The organism is Paractinoplanes atraurantiacus, from assembly GCF_900215205.1.
GTDB classification, from domain to species: domain Bacteria; phylum Actinomycetota; class Actinomycetes; order Mycobacteriales; family Micromonosporaceae; genus Actinoplanes; species Actinoplanes atraurantiacus.
Genome location: NZ_OBDY01000012.1, coordinates 237,947 through 259,183 on the forward strand (window position 1 = coordinate 237,947; position 21,237 = coordinate 259,183).

The following is a 21,237-nucleotide window of genomic DNA, read 5'->3' on the forward strand; positions in this document are numbered from 1 at the left end:
GGCGTCGTCCCCCTTCGGAAGCTCCCGCTCTTTCGGAAGCTCGCGCGGCGCGGCGTCGTCGCTCTTCGGAAGCTCACGTGGCGGGGGCGGCGGCAGGGCCGGCTGTTCCTCGTCGGGGATGGGCTCGCCGACGGTGTTCTCCACCTTGCGCGGGCCGGTGTCGGGCGGGGGTGGATCCTCACCGCCGAGGGTCGGGCCGGCCTCGCGGGCGCGGAAGACGACGTCGTGGGCCTGCTGCCGGAGCAGCTCGTCGCGGGTCATCTCCGAGGGGTCGCGGCGCTCCCCCGGCCGGGTCTCGACGGCGGTGGCGGTGCCGGTCTCCGCGGCCACGTTTTGCGCGGCGCCGTTCTCCGCGGCGGCGGCCTGGTTGGCCGCGGCGACCTCGGCCGCGTGCTGGGCGCGGACCCGGGCCTGGGCGGCGGCCTGGCGGGCGGCGATCCGCTCCAGGCGGGCGACCACCTCGGGCGACTCGTCGATCGGGCTCGGCGGCGGGGCCACATCGGCGGTGCCGGCGCCGGGGCGGGCGCCGATGTCGGGGCGGGAGAGGACGATCGCGCCGACCAGGGCGGCCAGCAGCAGGATCGAGAGGACCTCGAAGGGCAGCACCCAGGCGCCGAAGATCTGCTCGCCGACGCGGCGGCCGGTGCCGGGCGGGGGCAGCTCGTAACGGGTCCAGCGGAAGGCGTCCATGAGCAGCACGGACAGCCCCAGGCCGACACCGGCGCCGATCAGGGCGGCCGGGCCAGCCGGACGGTCGAGGTCGGGCGAGGGCCCGATCGGGGCGCGGGTGAGCATGACGGCGAACAGGAGGAGCACGACGACAGCGCCGACATAGACCAGGACCTGCACCCAGGCGACCAGCTCGGCGCCGAGCACCAGGTACAGGCCGGCGATCGCACCCAGGCTGACGACCAGGTAGAGCCCGGCGCGGACGAGATGGGTGCTGGTGACGACGAGGGCGCCCGAACCGACCGCGATCACGCCGAGAGCCAGCATCAGCGCGTCGGCGACGGTCACTTCTCCGGCTCCTGCTCGGCGGGGCGCTGCTCGGCGGGGCGTTGTGCGGTTGGGCTCCCAGTCCGGCGTACGGAAGGCCTCGCGGTCTTGGCGGCAGTGGCCGCACCCGGACCGGCGGCCTTGCGTTCCGCCGTAGCCTCCTCTTTCGAAGGCTCCCCGAGCACGTCGTGGGCCGGCGGCGGAGGCACGGTGCGCATCCACTCACCCAGCCGGTCCTTGTCGTGCAGCAGATCGAGGACGTCGACCTCGGAGTATTCGAACTCGGGCGTCCAATGCAGCGCGTCGAACGGGCAGACCTCGATGCAGATGCCGCAGTACATGCACAGCGAGAAGTCGATGTCGAACCGGTCGAGCACATTGCGCTGACGAGCCCGCGCGGCGCCCGGGACGACGACCTCTTCCTTGTGCGAGTCGATGTAGATGCACCAGTCCGGGCACTCCCGGGCACAGAGCATGCAGACGGTGCAGTTCTCCTCGAGCAGCGCGATCACACCACGGCTGCGAGGCGGCAGATCAGGCTCGACATCCGGGTACTGCTGAGTGGTGGACCGCTGGGTCATCGTCTTGAGCGTGACCGCGAGCCCTTGGACCAGACCCTTGCCGGGCGTGCCACGCTCCCCGTCGTCACTCACAAAGAGACATCCTGCCCCGTCCGGCCGAGTGACGCGAGCACACCCCCACCAGATCTTCCGGTACGGTGAACGCGGCAGGAATACCGGGAGGCGATTCATGAGCGCTATGACCAGCGACATGCCTCCGAAGGACGACTGGACTTCCAGCGATCTCGAGAAGTTCCCCGAGGATGGCGTGCGCCGCGAACTATTCGACGGAGTACTGCACGTGACCCTTCACCATCCAGCGTCCACCAGTCCTTGGCCGCCTTCCTGACCGTCGCGTTGGCCGGAAGTTGCCCCGACCACCTGTTTGTCAGCCAGTCCAATGAAGTCGAGCTGACCTCGGACCGGGTCTACATCCCCGACATCCTGGTGGTCAGATTCGAAGCGGCGAAATCCGGGCGTGGGAAGTTTCCCGCCTCCGACGTCGTGCTCGCCGCCGAGATCGTGTCTCCCAGCACGAAGGGCACCGACCGGGTGACCAAGCCAACCGGTTACGCGCACGCCGGAATCCCTCACTTCTGGTTGATCGAAACCTTGAACGGCCTCGAGATCACCACCTTCGAGCTGAACTCGGAAACCCGGAGCTACGAGGAAACCGGATTCTTCTCAGGGGATGACTCCATCCGCGTCGAGCAGCCCTGGTCGATCGAGATCGCACTGGCCTCCGTTCGCCCGCGCAACCTCTAGCGAGCACCGCGGTGAGCAGCCTTCCTCCCGAGGACGGTTGGACCACAGACGATCTCAACGCTTTTCCGGACGTTGGTGTGCGGCGCGAGTTGCTAGATGGCGTGCTTCTCGTGCCGCCCTGCCGCACCGACATCCATCAGATCATCGCTATGCGCCTCATGGTGGCTCTGGAGGGCTCCTGCCCGATCGCCTTCCAGGTCACGCAAGGTATGGAGGTGCGGATGGGCCGGCAGGCCCTCTACGCCGCCGCCGGGATCCCCCACTACTGGGTGATCGATACGGACAACGGTCTCGTCGTCCACGTGCACAAACTCGATCCGCAGGCTCGCACCTCTCTCCCGGCCACGTTGTTCGACGACGAGATCCAGACGGCCGAGCCGTGGCCGATCAAGCTGCCGGTCAAGCGGCTTACGCCCCGCTATCTCTGAGTCAGGTGAGGACCTTGACTGTGGCGGTCAGGACCAGCTGGGCGAGTGAGACGGGGACCAGAATCAGCCAGCAGAGGCGCTGCAGCTGGTCCTCGCGCAGGCGGGGGTAGCTGACGCGCAGCCAGATGATGACGAACGAGACGGCGAAGATCTTTACCAGGGTCCAGAGCCAGCCGAGCTGGTCTTCGAAGGGGCCGTGCCAGCCGCCCAGGAACAGGACGGTCGTCAAGGCGGCGATCACGACGATGCCTACGTACTCCGCAAGCAGGAAGAACGCGAAGCGCAGGCCGGTGTACTCGGTCATGTAGCCGAAGACCAGCTCCGAGTCGGCGATCGGCATGTCGAACGGTGGGCGGCGGATCTCGGCCAGGCCGGCGATGAAGAAGACGATCGCGGCCGGCGCCTGCCACAGCAGCCACCAGGGGCGCCACGCCTCGACGATGCCGGGCAGGCTGAGCGTGCCGGCGGCCATGGCGACGCTCGCCGCCGCCAGCACCAGCGGAAGCTCGTAGCCGAGCAGCTGGGCGGCGCCGCGCAGGCCGCCGAGCAGGCTGTACTTGTTGGCCGAGGCCCACGCCGACATCAGCACGGCGACCACGCCCACGCCCAGCACGGCCAGGACGAAGAACAAACCCACGTCCAGGGCCTGGGCGACGAGGCCGCCGGGTCCGAGCGGGATGACGAGCAGGACCAGGAGGTACGGGAACAGAGCGACCAGAGGCGCAAGGCGGAAGACCCGCCGGTCCGCGTCGCGAGGGGTGATGTCCTCCTTCTGGACGAACTTCACCCCGTCGGCGACCAGCTGCGCCCAGCCGTGATAGCCGCCCGCATACATCGGGCCGAGCCGGCCCTGCATGTGGGCCATCACCTTGTGCTCGGTCTGGCCGACGACCAGCGGCAGCACCAGGAAGCCGGCCACGACGGCCAGCACCCTGATCGTGAGATCGAGCCAGAGTGGCATCAGGCTTGGGGTCCCCACTCGTTGGGGGCGGGCACGCCCGGCGGCCGCATGGGTGCGCGTTTCGCCGTACCCGCCTCGGACTCGCCCGGCTCCTTGGCGCCCGGCCAGGCCTTGGCGACCCGGGAGGCCAGCACGAACTCCTTGCGCAGCGGGTGGCCCTCGAAGCCGGGCGGCAGCAGCAGCGGCCGCATGTCGGGGTGGCGGGCGAACGTGATGCCGAACATCTCGTGCGTCTCCCGCTCGTGCCAGTCGGCCCCGGCGAACAACTCGGTCACCGACTCGATGACCGGCTCGTCGCGGGGCACGAGGGTGCGCAGCAGCAGCGCGTGCCGGCGGCGGGTCGAATAGAGGTGGGCGACGACGCGGAACCCGTCGGCGCCCTCGTCGACGGCGGACAGCCAGTCGAAGAAGTCGCAGCCGAGGGCGCCGTTGTGCTTGGCCGTGCCGACCGTCTCCCACCACCGGGCGACGGGCACGTCGAGGACGGCCCGCTCGTGGCCGGGGCCGCCGCCGGAGAGGCCGGCGACGATCTCGCCCGGAGGCGCGTCCGGGGAGTCGTCCGTCAGGAGCGCGACCAGGCGCTCGCCGACCTCTTCAGGCGTCATGGCGTCATCTTATGGGGGCTTTTACAGCCCCGGCAGCCGCCCGTTGCGGAACACGTCCACGAAGTCCTGGTGATCTTCGCGGGCCTGGTCACCGTAGCGGTGAGCGAATTCGACCAGATGCCGTACGAAGCCGGCCTCGTCCTTGTCGATCTCGGCCACGATCGCCTCCTCAGTGGAGAAGTCGACGAGGTCGTGGCTGGATTCGTCGTCGGCGACCGAGTGCATGCGGGCGACGGCCCGGCCCAGGTCGGACAGGACGCCGGTCAGCTCCTCGGGCTCGTTGACGTCGGCCCAGTCGAGGTCGGCCGCGTAGGGCGACACCTCGGCGACGAGCTGGCCGACACCGTCCAGGGTGGTGTAGCCGACCCACGGGTCGGCGTGCGCCTGCAACGCGTGCTGCGACTCGGCCGTACGGTGACCCTGGTGTTGGAAGTAGGCCTGGACGCGCTCGTCGTCGATCCAGCGGGCGACGGCCGGCACCTGCGCCTGCTTCATGTAGATGATCACGTCGTTCTCGAGTGCCTGGGTGTGCCCTTCAAGCAGCAGGTTGTAGCTGGGCAGCCCGGCCGAGCCGATGCCGACGCCCTTGCGCAGCTTGATGTCCTTGATGTGGGTGGCCACCGGGCGCGTGGCCTGCGGAAGCGTGTTCAGGTACTGCTCGAAGGCGGCCTTGACCGTGGCGTCGGTGGCCTCGTCGGTCTCGTAGACGCCGTCGAGCAGCGCGAACCGGCGCTCGTAGTCGTCGATGACGGTCTGCCCGTTGAGCAGGTCGACCCGCGTGTTGAGGCGCGCCTCCTGAAGCACCCGGCGCAGCACACCGTCGGCGTTGTCCAGGGTGATGGAACCGATGGCGTCGTCGCCGCCGGTGGCGATGGCCCGCAGCTCGGTCAGATAGGACCGCGCGAACGTCGTGACCAGGGCGGAGATGTTGTCGTCGGAGAGCGCCTTCTGATATCCGATGAGCGCCACGCTGGCCGCGAAACGCTTCAGATCCCAGGAGAAGGGTCCGACGTACGCCTCGTCGAAGTCGTTGACGTTGAAGACGAGCTGCCCGGACGAGTTCATGTAGGTGCCGAAGTTCTCGGCGTGCAGGTCACCGTGGATCCAGACCCGGCTGGTGCGCTCGTCGAGGAAACTGTCGTCCCGGTACGTGTCCGACAGGTCGGCGTAGAAGAGCGAGGCGCTGCCACGGTAGAAGGCAAACGGGGACGCGGCCATCTTGCGGAACTTGCGCCGGAAGGCAGCCGGATCGACGGCGATCAACCCGCCGAATTCCCTGGTCAGGACTTCGATGATGAAGTCCGCGCGGTGCTCGGTCATACCTGCGGAGACTAGTCCCCGTTTGCACCCTGCGGGGTCACGATCGGAGCGCTGAGTGACGAGACGTCCCGTTTGCCCGCCAGCGGATCGGGCCGCGACACTCCGCCGGGCCCGGCCTGCTCGGCCGCGATCTTCTCCTGCAACCGCAAAATGCCGTGCAGCAACGCCTCGGGCCGCGGCGGGCAGCCCGGCACGTAGACGTCCACGGGGATCAGCTGGTCGACACCCTTGGTGACCGAGTACGAGTCCCAGTAGGGCCCACCGCAGTTCGCGCAGGACCCGAACGAGATCACATACTTGGGCTCGGGCATCTGGTCGTAGAGCCGCTTGATGGCCGGCGCCATCTTGTCGGTGACCGTGCCCGACACGACCATGAGGTCGGCCTGCCGGGGCCCGTGCGCGAACGGGATGACCCCCATCCGCATGAAGTCGTGCCGGCTCATGCTGGACGCGATGAACTCGATCGCACAGCACGCGAGCCCGAAGTTGAACACCCAGAGCGAATAGCGCCGCCCCCAGTTCAGCACGAACTTGATGGGCTCTCCGACAACACCTGGCAGACCGGACACAGCCTCAACCTACTCCCTGCGCTCCGGCGCCCGGCCGCTGGAGCAGGCTCAAAAAGCCGGTCAGCAGCGCTTCGCGCAGGGCGGCCGGGGCCACGTTGAGCAAGGAGTTGACGGCGGCCATCTTGGTGAAGTCGCCCCCGCCGAGCCCCATCGTCTCGGCCAGACCGGCGATGAGGTCGGGCGTGACCATCTCGGGCGTCAGGGCACCGGCCGCCTCGAGCAGAGGCGCGGGCAGGACGACAGGCCCGGCGGCCCGAGCCGCGGCGACGGCGTCGGCCAGGTCGCCCGCGAACTCGAGTGCCGTCGCGCGAACCGAGGCGGTCACGGTCAGGTGGATCGTGGGCGGCATGCCGGCGTACGCCATCTGGGGTTGGGTGTGCCACCCGCGCGCGGCCAGCTCGTCCGCGAGGACGAAGAGGTCGACGCCGCTGCCCGCACCGCCGCCGCCCGCACCGCCGGCGCCGCCGCCGTCGCCGTCGGGAGCGCCGCCGTCGGGAGCGCCGGCATGGAGAGCGGTGGTCGGGGTGCTGTCGTCGGAGGTCAGGCAGACGACGCTGGTCTCGGGTGGGGCGAAGAGGCGGAGGCCTGGCGTGGCCGTCACCGCGTCGGCCAGGAGCTTCACGGCCTCGCGCGTGCGGCCGGCCAGTTCGAGGTAGCCCGCGTCGCCGATGTGGCGCAGGGTGGCCAGGGCGGCGGCGATCGGGCCACCGGAGCGGGTGGACGAGATGATCGGGTTGATCATCGTGTAGCCGGGCCAGCCCGCATACGCGAAGTACTGCGGGAGCCGCAGGGCCTCGTCGCGGTGGAGCAGAATCGACACACCCTTGGGGGCGTACGCGTATTTGTGCAGGTCGACCGAGATGCTCGTGACGCCGGGGACCGAGAGGTCGAAGGGCGGCAGGTCGGCGCCCAGGCGCTGAAGATAGGGCAGGACCCAGCCGCCGAAACAGGCGTCGACGTGGAAGCGCACCCCGCGCTCGGCGCAGACGGCGGCGATCTGCGGGATCGGGTCGACGACGCCGTGCGCATAAGAAGGGGCGGACGCGGCGACCAGCACGGTGTCGGGGCCGATGGCCGCGGCCAGGGCGGCCGGGTCGGCCCGGAGGTCGTCGCCGACGGGGACGACGTCGAGGGCCACGCGTAGATAGTGCGCCGCCTTGGCGAAGGCGGCGTGTGCGGTGGACGGGATCACCAGGCGCGGGGTCGCCAGGCTGGGCCGGGAGTCGCGGGCCGCTTTGACGGCGAGGATCAGCGACTCGGTGCCGCCGCTGGTGACGCTGCCGACCGTCTGCTCGTCGCCGCCGAGCAGCCCTGCAGCGGCGCCGACCAAGGCGTTCTCCATCGCGAGCAGCGAGGGGAACGCGGTCGGGTCGAGGCCGTTGACGTGCGCGGAGATGGCGTAGGCCGCGCGGGCCAGGTCGTCGAGGCCGTCCAGCGCCGGGTCGTAGACATAAGCGAACAGGCGGCCGCCGTGTGTCGGCAGATCGGCCGACCGCAGCTGCTGGAGCTCGGCGAGGATCTGGTCACCTGGAACGCCCTTGGCGGGCAGTGCCTCGAACATGCCGCTGACGGTAGTCCACGGTCCACTCGGCGATAAGCGACCAAAGGATTGCCCGGACCCCTACCAAAGTATCTATCGCTCGATGTCCCGGTAGGCGCGTAATAGCGGGACCGCGGCAGCGACCAGCACGGCCGGCACCACGGTGAAACCGAGCAGCACGCCCAGCCGGGCGGTGTCGTCCTGGGTGGCGGCCTCGCCCGTCGACGACGACACATATCCGAAGACTTGGAGGACCAATGCGAAAAGGCCCGGCCCCAGCGCGAGGCCCAGCGTCTCACCCGCCGTCCAGAGGCCCGTGAAGACGCCGGCCTGCCTCTTCCCGGTCCGCTCGGTGTCGTGGGCGATGCAGTCCGGCAGCATGGCCATCGCGAAGACCTGCTGTCCGGCGTAACCGACGCCGATCACCGCGACGATCAGATAGATCGGCAGCGGGGGCAGCGCCGGCGCGGCGAGCAGCACGAGCGCGCCGGCCGCGAAGAGCAGCGAGCCGGCCACCAGCGAGCGCAACTTGCCATATCGGCGGCCCGCAAGGGTCCACAGTGGCATGACGAGCAGCGCCGGCCCGACGAAGGCGGCGAAAAGGAAGGTGGCGCCCGAGTCGCGGTCCACGACGTGGTCGGCGAAGTACTGCACGCCGGCGAGCATCGTGCCGATCCCGACGGCCTGGACCACCCAGCAGAGCAGCAGCGCGCGGAAAGGGCGGTTCGCCGCCGCGACGCGCAGTTGGGTCCGCAGATCGGGCTCGGCGGCCGGCGCGGTGCGGGTGGCGGCTCCGCGCGTACCGAAATAGACACCCAGGGTGCCCACGATGATGAGGAGGCCGACGAAGATGCCCGACCACCGATGGCCCACCAAGCCGCCGCCCGTCTGCTCGACGACCAGCGGGGCCAGCGCGCCCGAAATCAGGATGGCCAGCGCCAGGACGGCGACGCGCCACGTCATGAGCCGGGTCCGCTCGCCGTAGCCGTCGGTGAGCTCGGCCGGCATGGCGACGTAGGGCACCTGGAAGAAGGCGTACGCGGTGGCGGCCACCAGGAAGGCCACCGCGACGTAGGCGCCGGCCGGGGCCCCGCTGCGGAACGGGCCGGTGAAGATCGCGGCGAAGAGCACGCCCAGGAACAGGCCGGCCACGAGCAGAAAGGGCCGGCGGTCGCCGCTGCGGTCGGAGATCCGGCCGGCGACCGGGTTGACCAGGACGTCCCACGCCTTCGGCAGCAGCACGAGGAGGCCGGCGACGCCAGCCGCCACACCTAACGTATCCGTCAGATAGGGCAGGAGGAGCAAACCCGGCACGGTGCCGAAGGCCCCGGTCACCAGCGAACCCACCGAATATCCGGCTAAAACACGACGAGGCAGCGGGGGCGCCGGCCGTACGTCGGGAGAGGGACCCGCAGTCGTCATGAACGCGGATGGTAACCATGATCATGCGCTTGGCTCTACGCTTCGCGAAATGAAAAGGGTTCCTGCGGGGGTCGCCGCCAGCCATCCGGCGACCGCGGAGGCCGGGCTGCGAATCCTGCGCGAGGGAGGCAGTGCGGCCGATGCGGCGGTCGCGGCCGTTCTCGCCTGTTGCGTGGCCGAGACCATCTATACAGGGCTGGGCGGCGGCGGGTTCGCCACCTACTTCGACGCGGCTACCGGTGAGGTCACGTGTCTCGACTTCTTCGTCGCCGTGCCGGGGACGGACGGGGACCGGGAAGCCGGGCCGATGCTCGCGGTCGACGTGTTCTTCGGCGGGATGCCGCAGGTCTATTCGATCGGCGGGGCCAGCGTCGCGGTCCCGGGAGTGCCGGCGGGCTGCGGCGAGGTGCACCGGCGGTGGGGGCGGCTGCCGTGGGCCGACGTGGTGGCGCCGGCGACGGCGATCGCGCACAGCGGGGTGGCCGTGCCGGCGGCGCACGCGCAGACGCTCGACGCCTGCGCGCCGGCGCTGGCCTGGGGTGAGGGCGCCGACGTCTACACGCCCGGTGGGCGGCGCCTGCAGGGTGGTGATCTGCTGCGCCACGAAGGGCTCGGCACGGCTATGGAGAAACTGGCGGCGGCCGGGCCGGCGATCTTCTACACGGGCGAGTACGCGGAGCTCATGGTCGACACGGTTCGGGCCGCCAACGGGAGCCTGGGGCCGCGGGATCTGGTCGACTACCGGGTGCTGGAGACGCCTGTCGACCACGCGATGCTGGCGGGGCACCGGGTGCGGGCGCGGCACGATCTCAATCGGACGGTCGACACGATCGCCGGGCTGCCGGACGATCTCGGCCAGCCCGGGCGGGCGGTCGGGGTCGCCACGGCGCTGCGCGATCAGGGGCGGCAGAAGATCGGCGACACCACGAACGTGTCGGTGGTGGACGCTGACGGGAACGCCTGCGTGATCACCACGACGCTGGGGCTGGGGTCGGGGGTGTGGCTGCCCGGGCTGGGCATCAACCTCAACTCGATGCTGGGCGAGGGCGAGCTGATCACCAGCGATCTGGCGCCGGGGCGGCGGATGTCGTCGAACATGTGCCCGCTCGTGGTGATCGACCCGGAGGGCGATCTGGCGGTCGCGGCCGGGTCGGCCGGGGCGTCGCGGATCAGGACGGCGCTGATCAATACGTTGCTCGGCGTGCTGGTCGATGGTCTCGACATGGGTGGGGCGATCGGGCGGTCGCGGTTCCATGTCGTGGACGACACCGTGCACGCCGAGCCGGGGTGCCGGCGGGACGAGCTGGCCGCGCTGGCCGGGGCGGGCTTCCAGATCCGGCAGTGGCCCGACAAGAACCACTACTTCGGCGGCGTGACCGCCGTCGGCCAGGCCGGCGCGTCCGGCGATCCCCGCCGCGACGGCGTCGGCCTGCTCCTCTGAAAGGCGCCGCCCGCCGCGCATGGGGTCACATCGTGCGGGCGGCGATGGACTTGGCGTCGTCGGCCGTTTCCTGGATGGCGATGTCCAAAGGGGTGGGGGTCAGGCCGAACGTGTGCTCGGTCAGGGAGCTGTCCAGGTGGAAGGGGGCGTAGAACTGGTAGTCCATTTCGGCCAGTTCGCGGCTCATGGGGTGGACCAGGCCGGCCGTGCGCATCATGAAGCGGGGCATCTTGTGCAGGGTCAGGCGGGGCTTGCCGGTCAGGGCGCAGTAACGGTCGGCCAGCTCGTTGATGGTGATGGCGGGGTTGGTCGGGGTGTGCCACGCCTTGCCCCAGGCGCGTGAGTCGGCGGCCAGCGTGACCATCGTGCGGGCCATGTCGCCGGTGTAAGTGAAGCTGTGCGGCATGGTCGGGTCGCCGGGAACCCAGGCCGACGAGCTGCCCTTCTCGATCGCCGGGAAGAGCACCGCCGAGAAGACGCCCACCGCGCCCGCGCCGATGTAGTCCGAGCCGCGCACCTCGACCGTGCGGACGCCGCTGGCCAGGGCGTCCTGCCACATCTTGATGCGGACCTTGCCCTTGCGGCCGACCGCCGCCATCGGCGTGTTCTCGTTCATCTGGCCGCCGGGCTGGGGGCCGTAGACGTACAGGTTTCCGGTGATCACGTAGGTCGCGTCGTTGGCCTTGGAAGCGGCGATCATCGCGTCGTTCATCGGGAACCAGAGCTTCTCCCACTCCGTGTACTTCGGGTTCGCGCAGTTGTAGAGCGCCTGCGCGCCCTCGGTCAGCTCGGTCAGCCGGCGGGCGTCGGAGGCGTCAGCGGCGACCCTCTCGATCAACGGATGCGACGGGCCGCCACCGCTGCGGGTCACCATCGTGACGCTCTCGCCGCGGTCGGCGAGCAGGCGGGCGACGGAGGAGCCGATCGGGCCGGAACCGACGATCACATGCGAAGCCATTAGGTGTTCTCCTTTGCGAGCAGTGCTCTCTGACAGGATCAACGATTGCACGAGCGCTGAGCAAAAGCAAGAGCACTGCTCTCGTTGTGGCACACTGGTCTGCATGAGCGCCTCAGGAGTACGGGCCCGGGTGCGGGCCGAGATGACCGAAGAGATCAAGGCGGTGGCGAAACGTCACCTGGTCACGGACGGTGCGAACCTCTCCCTGCGGGCGGTCGCGCGGGACATGGGCATGGCCTCGTCCGCGGTCTACCGCTACTTCGCGAGCCGCGACGAACTGCTGACGGCGCTGATCATCGACGCCTACAACGCGGTGGGCGACGCGGCCGAGCGCGCGGCCGCCGCCGAGAAGGGCGACCTCGATCGCTTTCTAGGTGCGACTCATGCCGTACGCGATTGGGCGCTGGCCAATCCGCACGAGTGGGCCCTGATCTACGGCAGCCCGGTGCCCGGATACGAGGCGCCGCAGGACACGATCGGCCCCGCGACCAGGGTGATCCTGCTGATCGCGGCCATCGTGCGGGACGCCTACCTGGCCGGCCGGGTCGCCGAGCGCGAGCCGATCACCGGCGGGTTCGCCGAGGAGCTGGGCCGGGTCGCCGAGCAGTACACCCCGGGCGCGCCGCCCCGCCTGGTCGCGGCCGCGATGTCGTCGTTCCTGCACCTGGGCGGGGCGATCAGCGCCGAGCTCTTCGGCCAGCTCAAGAACTCGGTCGACGAGGACCGCCGCGGCTTCTTCGACTACCAGATGCGCGGCGAAGCCGACCGGATCGGCCTCACCTGACGGTCCGCAGGCGCACCGGCCAGACCGCGCCGCCTCCGGACGGCAGCGGGGGGGTCACTGGACGGCAGCGGGGTCACCGGACGGCAGCGGCGTCACCGGACGGCGTGCAGCACGTGGCCGCCCGCAGTTGAAGGCGGCACATCGGGGCGGCCGAAATAGCGTGCGGCCAGCGCGGACGGGCCCAAATCGGTGATCGCCGAGAAGCCCAGGGCGGTCAGCTCGGCCGCGATCTCCGGCGGTTCGGAATACGTCAGCCACGGCTCCCCCAGCTTCGCCACCCGCGAGGCCCGCGCCTCGAGCTGCTCGCGCCGGTCGGGCGGCATGGTCGCCGGCGACTGGGCGTAGTCGAAGACGACCTCGTTGCCCTCACGCTCCGCGATGAACCTCAGGGTTTCCAGGCAACTTTCCCTGGTCAGATAGGGCACCACGCCCAGCCAGAGGAAGAACGCCGGGCCGTCCGACTCCAGGCTCAGCGGCTCATGCTCGAAGTCCACGCCCCGATACGTCACCGACGGTGGGATCTCGATGCCCGCGGCGGCGAGCCGCTCCCGCTTCCACCCCTGGGTGTCCGGATGGTCGACCTCGGTCACTCTGAGTCGGGGGTACGGGTTGCGGTACGCGAACGTGTCGAGGCCGGCCCCGAGCACCACGAGATGCCGCACGCCCCGGCCGACGGCGGCCGCGAGCGCGTCCTCGGCGAAACGGTGGCGGGCCGCGATGAAGACTCGCATGGCCCGGCGCGGGGCGTCGGCCAGCAACTCCTCTTCCGGGAGCCCCAGGACGCGTACGGCCAAATCGTCTTTGAAGATCTTGCCTTGCTCGAGGATCTGGTGAGCCGCGCGGTAGCGGGCCGCGCTCATCGCCGTGCGACTCGGCTCCCCGGTCCTCATGACGGCAGCCAGCCGGCCAGGGCCATGTTCACGCGGTCACCCTTCAGGGGGACGCCCTCGGAGAGCAGGCGTTGCCGCGCCTCCTGCTCGTGACCTGGTGGCATGCGGCCCGCGCTGGTGACCACCCGATGCCAGGGGACCCCGCCGCCGTGCCGGGCCATGATCGTGCCGACCTGGCGGGCCGAGTTGCGGCCGGAGAGGTCGGCGAGGACGTCGGCGATCGCGCCGTACGACATCACGCGGCCCTCGGGGATCCTCTCCACGAGTGAAAGCACCTCTTCGACGTACTCCTGCGGTGTCACTCGGGCCACGATATGGGATCTCGCCCAGGTTCCGGGCGCCCGTCCGAGCAGAATTGGCCGGGTGCGTGATGAAGTGACCGATGCTCGGCGGATCGTGGTCAAAGTGGGGTCGTCCTCGCTGACCACGGCCTCGGGCGGTATCGATGAGCAGCGTGTCGACGCGCTGGTCGACGCGCTCGGCGGTCTGGCGACCGGCGGGCGCGAGGTGGTGCTGGTGTCCAGCGGCGCGATCGCGGCCGGGCTGGCCCCGCTGCGGCTGCCCCGGCGACCACGCGACCTCGCCACCCAGCAGGCCGCCGCCTCGGTCGGGCAGGGCCTGCTGATCGGGCGGTACACGGCCGGTTTCGCGCGGCACGGGCTGACCGTCGGGCAGATCCTGCTCACCGTCGACGACGTGACCCGGCGCGCGCACTATCGCAACGCCTACCGCACGCTGCGCAAACTGCTCGACCTGGGCGCCCTGCCGATCGTGAACGAGAACGACACGGTCGCCACCGAGGAGATCCGCTTCGGCGACAACGACCGGCTCGCGGCGCTGGTGGCGGCCCTGGTCGACGCCGACCTGCTGGTGCTGCTCTCCGATGTGGACGCGCTCTACACAGGCAGTCCTTCAGACCCTTCAAGCCGCAAGATTTCGTACGTCGGTGACGACTCCGACCTCGAAGGCATCAGCATCGCCGCCCCAGGAAAGTCGGGCGTGGGCACCGGCGGCATGGTGACCAAGGTCGAGGCGGCCCGGATAGCGACCGGCTTCGGCATTCCGGTCGTGCTCACGGCCGCCCCGCAGGCGGGCGCGGTGCTGGCCGGCGAGGAAGTCGGCACGTTGTTCCGCGCGGCGGAGCACCGGCCGGCGGCCCGGCTGTTCTGGCTGGCCCACGCCACGGCGCCGCGCGGGCGGCTGCATCTCGACCCGGGCGCGGTGGCCGCGGTGGTGGCGCGCCGCAAATCGCTGCTGCCAGCCGGCATCACGGCGGTCGACGGCTCGTTCGCCGCCGGCGACCCGGTCGACCTGGTCGACGCCGGTTCCGGCGCGCCGGTCGCCCGCGGTCTGGTCAACTACGACGCCGTCGAACTGCCGGCGCTGCTGGGACGCTCCACCCCCGAGTTGGCCGCGGCGCTCGGGCCAGGCTATGAACGTGAGGTAGTCCACCGTGACGACCTCGTACTCCTCTGAGAGGGCCACCATGAGCACCGTCTTGCAGCAGGCCACCGACGCACGGGTGGCCTCCATCGACCTGGCCGCCGCGACCCGTGCCGAGAAAGACCGCGCCCTCCTGCTGATGGCGACCAGGCTCGAGGAGAGCACCGGCGACATCGTCAAGGCCAACGAGATTGACGTACGGAACGGGCGCGCGGCCTCGCTGTCCGACGCGATGATCGACCGGCTGACGTTGACGCCGGCCCGGATCAAGGCGATGGCCGACGGGCTGCGCGAGCTGGCGGCGCTGCCCGACCCGGTGGGCGACGTGGTGCGCGGCTCGACCCTGGCCAACGGTCTCGAGCTGCGGCAGGTGCGGGTGCCGTTCGGCGTGGTCGGCATCGTCTACGAGGGCCGGCCCAACGTGACGGCCGACGCGGCCGGCATCTGCCTGAAGTCGGGCAACGCGGTGCTGCTGCGCGGCTCGGGCTCGGCGCTCAGCTCGAACGCGGCGATCGTGGCGGTGCTGCGCGAGGCGGTCGCCGACACCGGCCTGCCGGCCGACACGATCCAGCTGCTCGACGCGACGACCCGCGACTCGGTGAAAGAGCTGATGCGGGCGCGCGGCCTGGTCGACGTCCTGATCCCCCGCGGCGGCGCGTCACTGATCAAGGCAGTGGTCGAGGAGTCGACGGTGCCGGTGATCGAGACGGGCGTGGGCAACTGCCATGTGTACGTCGATGAGGCGGCCGACCTGGAAAAGGCGCTGGCGGTGGTGCTGAACTCCAAGACGCAGCGCCTGTCGGTGTGCAACACGGCCGAGTCGCTGCTGGTGCACAGCGAAATCGCCGACCGCTTCCTGCCGCTGGTCCTGGCCGAGCTGGGCGACGCCGGGGTGACGGTGCACGGCGACGCGCGGGTGTCGTCCTACGGCGACAGTGTCGTGCCGGCCACCGAAGAGGACTGGGCCACGGAATATCTGTCGGCCGACATCTCGGTCGGCGTGGTCGACTCGCTCGACGACGCGCTGGACCACATCCGCCGCTACGGCACCGGCCACACCGAGGCCATCATCAGCGAGTCGCTGGCGGCCACCCGCCGCTTCGCCGCCCGAGTCGACGCCGCCGCGGTAATGATCAACGCCTCGACCCGTTTCACCGACGGCAGCGAGTTCGGCTTCGGCGCCGAGATCGGCATCAGCACGCAGAAACTGCACGCTCGCGGCCCGATGGGCTTGCCGGAGCTCACCTCGACGAAGTACATCGTCACGGGCAACGGCCACACACGCGGATAGCACAGGCCCGCCGGGTCCGCGCGGTTGTCCACAGTCACCGGATATCCACAGGCACCCGACATGACCTCCCCCGATTTCGCGATAATGGCCCTGGGTTCAAGGGATCGTTGCGACGCCCGAGCTCATTAGGGGGTTTGACGGGTGTTGGAGGATCACGCGCAAGACCGGGTGCCAGGGTCGCGGCGGCAGGCATTCTTTGATCTTGTGGCGCAGGGTGCCGGAACAATTGAGGCGTGCCGGCGGGTAGGGATCAACCGCGGGATCCGCCGCCCTGCGCACCGGCCGGGCCATGCGCCGCCCACATCGCACACGGCGGGCTCCGCGGGTGGTGGCTTGCGGCTTTCGTCAGGCGGCGGGGGCGGCCTCGGCTGACTCGGGCGACTCCGCCGGCGCTGGTGACGTCATCAGCTCCGCGAGTGAGGGTTTGCGCCTTTCGTCAGACGGCGGGGGCGGCCTCGGCTGGCTCGGTCGACTCCGCCGGCGCTGGTGACGTCATCAGCTCCGCCGGTGTCTCGGGCGACGCGGATTGCTCGGGCTCGGCTGACGGCGACGGCTTGACCGATTTCGACGGCTCCGGCGACCTCGACGGCTCCGGCGACTTCGACGGCTCGGGCGGCCTCGACGGCTCCGGCGACTTCGACGGCTCCGGCGGCCTCGACGGCTCCGGCGGCTTCGACGGCTCGGGCGATCTCGACGGCTCCGGCGGCTTCGACGGCTCGGGCGATCTCGACGGCTCCGGCGGCTTCGACGGCTCGGGCGATCTCGACGGCTCCGGCGACTTCGACGGCTCGGCCGACTCCGACGGCTTCGACGGCACGGGTGACTTCGACGGCTCAGGCGATACAGCGGGCGTCGGCCTGTCTGCCATGGGCGTGTCGTCGATGACCGTCACCGGTGCGCCGATGCTTGGCGGGGAGGTCCAGCTTTTTCCGGCGACGGCGACGATTTCGTACGACCAGAGGCCGGCCCCGACATGACGGTCAGTGCAACTGCTCTTCGTCACCAGGCCGCGGCAACTGCCGTCCGCGCTGACTGTGCGTCCCGTCGACCGATCGGTGCGTGTCACCCGATAGCCGCTGACCGGTACTCCGGTCGTGTTTGGCCAGTTGACCTTGATCTTGTGGCCTTGGGCTGTTGCCGTGGGGACGCCCGCTTGCGGCAGCCGGGCGGCGCGGGCCACGACCGCCCCGTCGTCGGTGGCGGTGTCCCACGCGGCCAGTGCGGCGGTCTGGCCGGCGATCAGAGTGGCCCCGATCAGGGTGGCCGGGATCAGGCCGGCGGCGCTCACGGCGTACGGCAATCTCATGAATGGCCTTTTCCGAGGGAACGGGCACCGGCGGCGAGCCGGGAAGCTCGCCGCCGGTCCGGGATCACTTGTCGGCGCTGGCGCCGCTCACGGCGACCTTGATGGTGAAAGCCGCGCCCTGGCACTCGTTCTGCGAGTTGTTGGTCATGTGGACCGCGTCGGCCAGGGTGAAGGTCTTGGTCTCGCCGCCGGCCAGACGCAGGTTCAGCTTCGACAGCAGGCCGTTGCTGCCGATGTCGTTCTTGCTGAAGTCACCGAAGTAGACGCCCGTGTTGTTGCAGTCCTTCTTGTCGGCCTGCACGCCGTCCTTGTCGTTCCACTTGATGTCGGTGACCGTGACCGGGTATTTGTTCGGGTTCTCGATGGTGACGGCGGCGTCGCCGGTGCCGGTCGGGTAGAGCAGGCCGCTCGTGACCTTGGCCGCGCTGACCTTGAGCTCCTGGGCGGTGGTGGCGTTGGCGCCGGCGACACCCGAGCCGTTGGCGTTCCAGGCGGCGTAGGCGGCGGTGGCGGCACCACCAACGGCGACGACGGCCACACCAGCGATGACGGCGCGCTTGATTGACTTACGCATGATGGCGTTCCTCCAGAGAAAGGAGGCGCCGGTTTCGCTACTGACTCCCCGCCGGACTGGAGCGACCATCTTCATCGCCCAGCGGATCTTCGTCTCGCCTCGGCCCGCGCTGGGCCTGCCATCACTATGCCGGGGTTGTCCGGGACAGCCCATAAGCCGTTATTACAGAGCGTGATGTCGGTCGGGTAGCGGGACGGTAGCCGAGCAGGCACATTGGGGTGCAGCTCGGTTGCAGCTATTGACGCTGTGTCAGGCCTGTGCGGGTGCTGAGAGTTGTCAGCGGCAGGCGCGGAGCACGGTCAGGGTGGTATTCACGTCGAAGATCGGGCCCTCGGCGCTGTCCCAGCCGCCGTCGGTGCGCTGCGTCTCGCCGAGCCTCTTGCGGGCGCTCTGCAACAGCCAGTCGTCGCCCAGGTTCATCCGGCGCAGCGCCGCCGCCATCGAGGCGATGTCGGCCGGTGACATCTCGGGCAGCCGGTCGCCGAGGACCAGCTGGAGCCGGGCCGCCTCGTAGAAGTACTGCTGGCCGTGCAGCAGGCCGGCCGCGTGCCAGCCGGCCGCCAGGAAGGACGGCCACGTGCCGTCCGGCCGCAGCTGGGCCACGACCCAGCGGGCCGCGGCGGCCAGCGCCGAGCCGTAGCGGGCGGGCACGTCGAGGTGCGGATGGGCCTCGAACTCGGCCACGGTCATCCAGAAACCGGCCAGCGCGGTCAGGTAGAGGGTCGCCTCGGGATCGCCTGGCATCGCCCAGGCCGGCGCCTCGCCGGCCAGCGACTCGTCCTCCTGCCAGGTGCCGTCCTGGCGTTGCACGGTGGCCAGCCAGGCCAGCGCGCGGTCGACCGGCTCGCCGCGCAGGCCGCCGAGGTCGTCGAGCTCGTTGAGGCGGAAGGCGGTGGCGTCGATCGAGGGGGTCGCGGCGTCGGCCGCGGCGGGCCAGCCGCCGCTCTCGGTCTGCCCGGCGACGATGCGCTCGATCACCTGCGGGTCGGGGCGCTGCCCGGTGCGCAGGTAGGACAGCCGCGCTCGCTCCACCGGGTCTCCGTGCGCCACGACATACCCGATGGCGGCGTCGATATCTACCACTCCGGTGACGCTACAACCACGCGATGCATTCCGCTGTGCCGTATTGACAGGTAATCACGCTGGGGAATCGATGGATGACTCCCCAGCGTGACACCCGAGGGGCGTATCAGTACGACGGCTGTGACGGGTCGACCGTGTTGACCCACGACACGATGCCGCCCTGGACGTGCACGGCGTCCTTGAAGCCGGCCGCCTTGATCGCGGCCAGCGCCTCGGCCGAGCGGACACCCGACTTGCAGTGCAGCACGATCTGCCGGTCCTGCGGGAAGCGGGACAGCGCCTCGCCGGACAGGATCTCGCCCTTGGGGATCAGGACCGAGCCGGGGATCCGGTTGATCTCGTACTCGGCGGGCTCGCGCACGTCGACCAGGAACACGTCCTTGCCGGCGTCCTGCCAGTCCTTGAGCTCGCGGGCGGTGATCGTGGCGTCGAGCGTGGCCTCCTGGGCCTCGTCCGAGACGGCGCCGCAGAAGTCCTCGTAGTCCTCGAGCAGGTCGGTGACGGTCGGGTTGTCACCGCAGAGCGCGCAGTTCGGGTCCTTACGGACCCTGATCTTGCGGTACTCCATCTCGAGGGCGTCGTAGACCATCAGCTTGCCGACCAGCGGCTCACCGATGCCGGTGATCAGCTTGATGGCCTCGTTGACCTGGATCGAGCCGATCGACGCGCACAGCACACCGAGGACGCCGCCCTCGGCGCAGCTCGGCACCATGCCGGGCGGCGGGGGCTCCGGGTAGAGGCAGCGGTAGCAGGGACCGTGCTCCTCCCAGAAGACCGAGGCCTGGCCGTCGAAACGATAGATCGATCCCCAGACGTACGGCTTGCCGAGCAGCACCGCGGCGTCATTGACCATGTAACGCGTCGCGAAATTGTCGGTGCCGTCGACGATCAGGTCGTACTGGCTGAAGATCTCTTTGACGTTGTCGCGGTCGAGCGCGGTGTTGTGGATGACCACGTTCACCAGCGGGTTGATCTCCGCGATGCTCGCCGCGGCGGACTCGGCCTTGGGCCGGCCCACGTCGGAGACGCCGTGGATGACCTGGCGCTGCAGGTTGGACTCGTCGACCGTGTCGAAGTCGACGATGCCCAGCGTGCCCACACCGGCGGCGGCCAGGTAGAGCAGCGCCGGCGAGCCGAGACCGCCCGCGCCGACGACCAGGACCTTGGCGTTCTTCAGCCGCTTCTGACCGTCCATCCCGACATCCGGGATGATCAGGTGCCGCGAGTAGCGGCGGATCTCATCGATCGACAGCTCTGCGGCCGGCTCGACGAGCGGGGGCAGTGCCACGTTAACTCCCCGGGTTGAGGTAAGGATCGGGACCCATTGTCGCTCGCGACCGCCGGTGACGGCCATGACAATCACCACCGGCCCGACATGCGGGATGCGGGAATTTTAGATGGCCGGCCCGGTGAAGATCTTTCCGTTGCGGGTGGGCCACGCGTAGGCCGTACACCCTCGCAAGGTCAATGTCTGTTGCACCATCACCGGAGCCGGTCCGCCGGCCTTGGGGCAGTTCTGGTGGTGATGCCCGAGTTCGTGGCCGACCTCGTGGTTGATGACGTACTGCCGATAAACGGCGAGAGAGATCTTGGCTTTGAGGTACGGGGTCGAGGAGAGCCGCCAGCGGTCGAGGTTGATGATCGCGCGGCCGGTCGTGCGGCACGACGTGTACGGGACGCCGCCGACCCGGATGTTCGTGCCGCCCTGCAGGCACATCTTGCCGGCGGTGTCGCGGGTGGCCAGGAAGACCGTGAAGTCGGCCTTCTCGGCGCCGGGTACCTGCTGGAGCCGCAGCTGGCCGGTGCCGGTCCAGCTGCGCTTGTCACCCAGCGTGGCGGCGACCGCGGTCGCGAACGCGGTCACGTCCTCACCGCTGCCCCGTTCGACGGCCACCTTGAAGCGGCGCAGCGGCCCCTTCGTGCCGCTCACCGGGCCGCGCGTGGCCGCGTACGTGAAAACGCCCGGACCGTGCGTGGGCGGAGGAGCGGCCTTGGTCGGTTTCGGCGCCGGTTTTGTGGTCGCCTCGATCGAGGGCTCCGGAGAGGAGGAAGGCGATGAGGAGACGACAGGCGCCGAGGAGACGGACGGTGCGGCCGAGGCCGGGTTGCCCTGCTCGATGCGGCGACCCACCGCGAAGCCCGCACCGACCACGATGACCAGGGCGAACAGCACGAGCCACCAGCGCCGCCACCCATCCGGGCGGGACGGCGGACGGTCGGTTCGGGTGGCCGGGCCTTCGTCGATCATCGCCAGTCAGCCTCGCACACGGCGCGAACGCTGTCGCGCCCTATGGATCTTGT

Annotated in this window: 21 protein-coding genes and 1 pseudogene; 7 read left to right on the top strand and 15 right to left on the bottom strand. The window is 70.0% G+C overall.

The features are described from left to right. Positions 1-459 precede the first annotated feature (459 nt). Both CRP55_RS26500 and CRP55_RS26505 read right to left on the bottom strand, forming a co-directional pair. Positions 460-1,017 (bottom strand): annotated as a pseudogene (locus CRP55_RS26500) (NADH-quinone oxidoreductase subunit J family protein); the annotation flags it as partial. Further along, entirely contained in the window at positions 1,014-1,649 is a 636-nt protein-coding gene (locus CRP55_RS26505; RefSeq protein ID WP_097322831.1) for a NuoI/complex I 23 kDa subunit family protein, read from the bottom strand. The pseudogene CRP55_RS26500 and the gene CRP55_RS26505, both read right to left, overlap by 4 nt. Positions 1,650-1,838: 189 nt before the next feature. Here CRP55_RS26505 and CRP55_RS26510 point away from each other — a divergent pair, with 189 nt between their 5' ends. Together CRP55_RS26510 and CRP55_RS26515 are read left to right on the top strand one after the other, a co-directional pair. Further along, the gene (locus tag CRP55_RS26510) at positions 1,839-2,321 is read left to right on the top strand and encodes a Uma2 family endonuclease (protein ID WP_281260813.1); all 483 of its coding nucleotides are present in this window, start codon (positions 1,839-1,841) and stop codon (positions 2,319-2,321) included. 11 nt (positions 2,322-2,332) lie between these two features. Further along, the gene (locus tag CRP55_RS26515; protein WP_097322833.1) at positions 2,333-2,749 is read left to right on the top strand and encodes a PDDEXK family nuclease; all 417 of its coding nucleotides are present in this window, start codon (positions 2,333-2,335) and stop codon (positions 2,747-2,749) included. Position 2,750: 1 nt separating this feature from the next. Here CRP55_RS26515 and nuoH read toward each other — a convergent pair whose 3' ends face one another. The 6 genes from nuoH to CRP55_RS26545 form a co-directional block, all read right to left on the bottom strand. Continuing rightward, a complete protein-coding gene (gene nuoH / locus CRP55_RS26520; protein WP_097322834.1) occupies positions 2,751-3,710 on the bottom strand; it encodes an NADH-quinone oxidoreductase subunit NuoH in 960 nt (319 codons plus the stop codon). Continuing rightward, positions 3,710-4,315: an NADH-quinone oxidoreductase subunit C gene (locus CRP55_RS26525; RefSeq protein WP_097322835.1), complete on the bottom strand. Its 606-nt coding sequence runs from the start codon at positions 4,313-4,315 to the stop codon at positions 3,710-3,712. The genes nuoH and CRP55_RS26525 overlap by 1 nt, the downstream gene beginning before the upstream one ends. A gap of 21 nt (positions 4,316-4,336) precedes the next feature. Beyond that, on the bottom strand, positions 4,337-5,635 hold the full coding sequence (locus CRP55_RS26530; RefSeq protein ID WP_097322836.1) for a DUF2252 domain-containing protein: 1,299 nt from the start codon (positions 5,633-5,635) through the stop codon (positions 4,337-4,339). Positions 5,636-5,646: 11 nt separating this feature from the next. Then, positions 5,647-6,195, bottom strand: coding sequence for an NADH-quinone oxidoreductase subunit B (locus CRP55_RS26535; RefSeq protein ID WP_097322877.1), 549 nt, complete (start codon positions 6,193-6,195; stop codon positions 5,647-5,649). A gap of 13 nt (positions 6,196-6,208) precedes the next feature. Next, a complete protein-coding gene (locus CRP55_RS26540) occupies positions 6,209-7,765 on the bottom strand; it encodes a pyridoxal phosphate-dependent decarboxylase family protein (protein WP_097322837.1) in 1,557 nt (518 codons plus the stop codon). Positions 7,766-7,837: 72 nt separating this feature from the next. After that, positions 7,838-9,166 carry an MFS transporter gene (locus CRP55_RS26545; protein WP_097322838.1) on the bottom strand — a complete coding sequence of 443 codons (1,329 nt, stop codon included), beginning with the start codon at positions 9,164-9,166 and terminating at the stop codon, positions 7,838-7,840. Between the two features lie 49 nt (positions 9,167-9,215). Here CRP55_RS26545 and CRP55_RS26550 point away from each other — a divergent pair, with 49 nt between their 5' ends. Beyond that, positions 9,216-10,607, top strand: coding sequence for a gamma-glutamyltransferase (locus CRP55_RS26550; protein WP_097322839.1), 1,392 nt, complete (start codon positions 9,216-9,218; stop codon positions 10,605-10,607). Positions 10,608-10,632: 25 nt separating this feature from the next. On the opposite strand, the gene CRP55_RS26555 is transcribed toward CRP55_RS26550, so the two are convergent. Further along, positions 10,633-11,565, bottom strand: coding sequence for an NAD-dependent epimerase/dehydratase family protein (locus CRP55_RS26555; RefSeq protein ID WP_097322840.1), 933 nt, complete (start codon positions 11,563-11,565; stop codon positions 10,633-10,635). 103 nt (positions 11,566-11,668) lie between these two features. On the opposite strand from CRP55_RS26555, the gene CRP55_RS26560 reads away from it, so the two are divergent. Then, a complete protein-coding gene (locus tag CRP55_RS26560; protein ID WP_097322841.1) occupies positions 11,669-12,349 on the top strand; it encodes a TetR/AcrR family transcriptional regulator in 681 nt (226 codons plus the stop codon). Between the two features lie 92 nt (positions 12,350-12,441). Here the strand turns inward: CRP55_RS26560 and CRP55_RS26565 are convergent, their stop codons facing one another. Next, positions 12,442-13,239 (bottom strand): class I SAM-dependent methyltransferase, encoded by a 798-nt coding sequence (locus CRP55_RS26565; RefSeq protein ID WP_097322842.1) that lies wholly within the window; start codon positions 13,237-13,239, stop codon positions 12,442-12,444. Then, positions 13,236-13,541, bottom strand: a complete 306-nt coding sequence (locus tag CRP55_RS26570) for an MGMT family protein (protein WP_097322879.1) — start codon at positions 13,539-13,541, stop codon at positions 13,236-13,238. Before CRP55_RS26570 ends, CRP55_RS26565 begins: the two co-directional genes overlap by 4 nt. 61 nt (positions 13,542-13,602) lie before the next feature. On the opposite strand from CRP55_RS26570, the gene proB reads away from it, so the two are divergent. From proB to CRP55_RS53245, 3 genes are all read left to right on the top strand, one after another. Further along, positions 13,603-14,715 (top strand): glutamate 5-kinase, encoded by a 1,113-nt coding sequence (gene proB, locus CRP55_RS26575; protein ID WP_179855342.1) that lies wholly within the window; start codon positions 13,603-13,605, stop codon positions 14,713-14,715. A 10-nt stretch (positions 14,716-14,725) separates the two neighbouring features. Then, the gene (locus CRP55_RS26580; RefSeq protein WP_097322843.1) at positions 14,726-15,973 is read left to right on the top strand and encodes a glutamate-5-semialdehyde dehydrogenase; all 1,248 of its coding nucleotides are present in this window, start codon (positions 14,726-14,728) and stop codon (positions 15,971-15,973) included. Positions 15,974-16,527: 554 nt separating this feature from the next. After that, positions 16,528-16,950, top strand: coding sequence for a hypothetical protein (locus CRP55_RS53245; protein WP_179855343.1), 423 nt, complete (start codon positions 16,528-16,530; stop codon positions 16,948-16,950). Between the two features lie 393 nt (positions 16,951-17,343). Here the strand turns inward: CRP55_RS53245 and CRP55_RS26590 are convergent, their stop codons facing one another. The 4 genes from CRP55_RS26590 to CRP55_RS26605 all read right to left on the bottom strand — a co-directional run bounded on the left by CRP55_RS26590 (position 17,344) and on the right by CRP55_RS26605 (position 21,184). Then, the gene (locus CRP55_RS26590) at positions 17,344-17,853 is read right to left on the bottom strand and encodes a hypothetical protein (protein ID WP_097322844.1); all 510 of its coding nucleotides are present in this window, start codon (positions 17,851-17,853) and stop codon (positions 17,344-17,346) included. Positions 17,854-18,129: 276 nt separating this feature from the next. Further along, positions 18,130-18,936: a prenyltransferase/squalene oxidase repeat-containing protein gene (locus CRP55_RS26595; protein ID WP_097322845.1), complete on the bottom strand. Its 807-nt coding sequence runs from the start codon at positions 18,934-18,936 to the stop codon at positions 18,130-18,132. Positions 18,937-19,042: 106 nt separating this feature from the next. After that, on the bottom strand, positions 19,043-20,224 hold the full coding sequence (gene moeZ, locus CRP55_RS26600) for an adenylyltransferase/sulfurtransferase MoeZ (RefSeq protein ID WP_097322846.1): 1,182 nt from the start codon (positions 20,222-20,224) through the stop codon (positions 19,043-19,045). A 105-nt stretch (positions 20,225-20,329) separates the two neighbouring features. Then, on the bottom strand, positions 20,330-21,184 hold the full coding sequence (locus tag CRP55_RS26605) for a DUF3152 domain-containing protein (RefSeq protein WP_097322847.1): 855 nt from the start codon (positions 21,182-21,184) through the stop codon (positions 20,330-20,332). Positions 21,185-21,237 lie beyond the last annotated feature (53 nt).

Excerpts from the sequence above, each read along its gene's own strand:
- CRP55_RS26605 (WP_097322847.1), bottom strand. The coding sequence starts at position 21,184 with ATGATCGACGAAGGCCCGGCCACCCGAACCGACCGTCCGCCGTCCCGC.
- CRP55_RS26565 (WP_097322842.1), bottom strand. The coding sequence starts at position 13,239 with ATGAGGACCGGGGAGCCGAGTCGCACGGCGATGAGCGCGGCCCGCTAC.
- CRP55_RS26590 (WP_097322844.1), bottom strand. The coding sequence starts at position 17,853 with ATGCGTAAGTCAATCAAGCGCGCCGTCATCGCTGGTGTGGCCGTCGTC.
- CRP55_RS26530 (WP_097322836.1), bottom strand. The coding sequence starts at position 5,635 with ATGACCGAGCACCGCGCGGACTTCATCATCGAAGTCCTGACCAGGGAA.
- nuoH (WP_097322834.1), bottom strand. The coding sequence starts at position 3,710 with ATGCCACTCTGGCTCGATCTCACGATCAGGGTGCTGGCCGTCGTGGCC.
- CRP55_RS26525 (WP_097322835.1), bottom strand. The coding sequence starts at position 4,315 with ATGACGCCTGAAGAGGTCGGCGAGCGCCTGGTCGCGCTCCTGACGGAC.
- CRP55_RS26550 (WP_097322839.1), top strand. The coding sequence starts at position 9,216 with ATGAAAAGGGTTCCTGCGGGGGTCGCCGCCAGCCATCCGGCGACCGCG.
- CRP55_RS26580 (WP_097322843.1), top strand. The coding sequence starts at position 14,726 with ATGAGCACCGTCTTGCAGCAGGCCACCGACGCACGGGTGGCCTCCATC.
- CRP55_RS26545 (WP_097322838.1), bottom strand. The coding sequence starts at position 9,166 with ATGACGACTGCGGGTCCCTCTCCCGACGTACGGCCGGCGCCCCCGCTG.
- CRP55_RS26540 (WP_097322837.1), bottom strand. The coding sequence starts at position 7,765 with ATGTTCGAGGCACTGCCCGCCAAGGGCGTTCCAGGTGACCAGATCCTC.
- CRP55_RS26560 (WP_097322841.1), top strand. The coding sequence starts at position 11,669 with ATGAGCGCCTCAGGAGTACGGGCCCGGGTGCGGGCCGAGATGACCGAA.
- CRP55_RS26555 (WP_097322840.1), bottom strand. The coding sequence starts at position 11,565 with ATGGCTTCGCATGTGATCGTCGGTTCCGGCCCGATCGGCTCCTCCGTC.